At 68.3% G+C, this 2,165-nt stretch carries 1 protein-coding gene; it reads left to right on the top strand.

Annotated features, from left to right (window positions below):
- On the top strand, window positions 1–2,003 hold a 2,003-nt coding region (locus D183_RS0112805; protein ID WP_017909345.1), incomplete at its 5' end, for a S9 family peptidase.
- Window positions 2,004–2,165 lie beyond the last annotated feature (162 nt).

The raw sequence follows: 2,165 nt of genomic DNA, 5'->3' as shown, positions 1-2,165 counted from the left end.
GCCTGCCGTTCGCGCGCTTCGCCTACGTCGCCGAGGGCGGCCAGCCGCAGGCGGCGATCGCCTTCGAGCTCGATGAGACGCCGTGGCGCTGCACGCTCACCACTTACGTCTGCGCGCGTGCCGACAGCGGCCCGCAGCCGCGGCCGCGCGGCTTCGGCGTGGTGCGCGATCTCAGCGTGCCGGCCGACGCCACCCCGCGGCGCTCGCCGGACGGGCGCTGGGACGCCTATGTCGACGGCAATGCGGTGATGCTGCGTGCGGTGGCGGACGGCCACACGCTGCGCCTGGCCGACGATGGCCGCAGCGACGATTTCTACGATCCGGAAACGATTGCCTGGTCGCCGGATTCGCAGCGGCTGGCGCTGTACCGGGTGAAGCCCGGCTTTCCCCGCCGCGTCACCCGGGTGGAGGCGGCGCCGCCCGGCGGCGGCCAGCCGATCGTGCGCACGCAGCTGTATCCCAAGCCCGGCGATGCGGTGGACATCGAGCGGCCTGTGTTGTTCGACCTCGGCGCGCTGGCGCGCGGCGGTGCGCCCAAGCGCCTGGTTATCGACGATGCCTTGTTCGCCAACCCGTATCAGCTCTCGCCGATCCAGTGGCGACGCGACAGCGCCAGCTTCGTGTTCGATTACGTGCAACGCGGCTTCCAGCGCATGCGCGCGATCGCGGTGGACGCAGCCACGGGCAAGGCGCATGTGGCGGTGGGCGAGGATGCCAAGACCTTCGTGTACGCCGACCGCAGCTACCACCACGATGTCGACGGCCTGGGCCAGGAAATCCTGTGGATCTCCGAGCGCGATGGTTGGCGCCACCTGTACCTGTTCGACGGTGCCAGCGGCCGGATCAAGACGCAGATCACCAAGGGCGAGTGGATCGTGCGCGACGTGCTGCGCGTGGACGATGCGCAGCGGCGCATCTGGTTCACCGCCAGCGGTATGGATGCGGGCAAGGATCCGTACTACCGGCAACTGTTCGCGGTGGATTTCGACGGCGGCCACCTGACCCGGCTGACCCAGGCCGATGCCGACCACGACGTGGCCATCGCCGACGATGGGCGCCATTACGTGGACGTGTATTCGCGTCCGGACATGGCGCCGGTGATGGAGCTGCATGCCATCGACGGGCGCCTGCTGCAGGTGGTGGAGCGCGGCGACATCCGCAAGCTGCGGGCCGCCGGCTGGCGCGCGCCACAGACGTTCGTGGCCAAGGGCCGCGACGGCAAGACCGACATCTGGGGCATGGTGGTGCGGCCGCGCGACTACGACCCGCACAAGAAGTACCCGGTGATCGAGAACATCTACGCCGGCCCGCACGATTCCTTCGTGCCCAAGACCTTCTGGCCGTTCGGCTATCACTCCGGCGGCGACAAGCAGATCGGCATGCAAGCGCAGGCGGACCTGGGCTTCATCGTGGTGATGATCGACGGCATGGGCACCGCCAACCGCTCCAAGGCCTTCCACGACGTGGCCTGGAAGAACCTCGGCGATTCCGGCTTCCCCGACCGCATCGCCTGGCACAAGGCGCTGGCCGCACAGGATCCGTCCTACGACATCGGCCGCGTCGGCATCTACGGCGCGTCGGCCGGCGGGCAGAGCACGCTGGGCGCGCTGGAGCGGCATCCGGACTTCTACAAGGTGGGCGTGGCCTATGCCGGGTGCTACGACAACCGCATGGACAAGATCAGCTGGAACGAGCAGTGGATGGGCTGGCCGGTGGACGCCAGCTATGTACGCGCCTCCGGCGTGGACAATGCGGCCAAGCTGCGTGGCGACCTGCTGCTGATCGTCGGCGAGCAGGACAGCAATGTCGACCCGGCCTCGACCGCGCAGGTGGTGGACGCGCTGATCAAGGCTAACAAGGACTTCGACCTGCTGGTCGTGCCCGGCGGCGAACACACCGTCGGCCGCTCCACCGGCCCCATCGATTACGTGCAACGGCGCCAGTACGACTTCTTCGTGCGGCATCTGTTGGGGGAGCCGACGCCGGCGTGGAATCAGTTGTAGGTGGGGTGGGGATTTGGGATTTGGGATTTGGGATTCGTAAAGGCGCGGTGGTTCTTGTTCCCGCAGGACTCGGTTTTTCCCCTTCTCCCCTCGGGAGAAGGTGCCCCGCAGGGGCGGATGAGGGTGCGGGGGATGCACCAGGCTCTGGGGCATCGCGCGGCT

It is taken from the genome of Xanthomonas sp. SHU 199, from assembly GCF_000364665.1.
Lineage (GTDB): Bacteria > Pseudomonadota > Gammaproteobacteria > Xanthomonadales > Xanthomonadaceae > Xanthomonas_A > Xanthomonas_A sontii.
The sequence above is the reverse complement of the archived record's forward strand: the minus strand, read 5'-3'. Positions and strand labels throughout refer to the sequence as shown.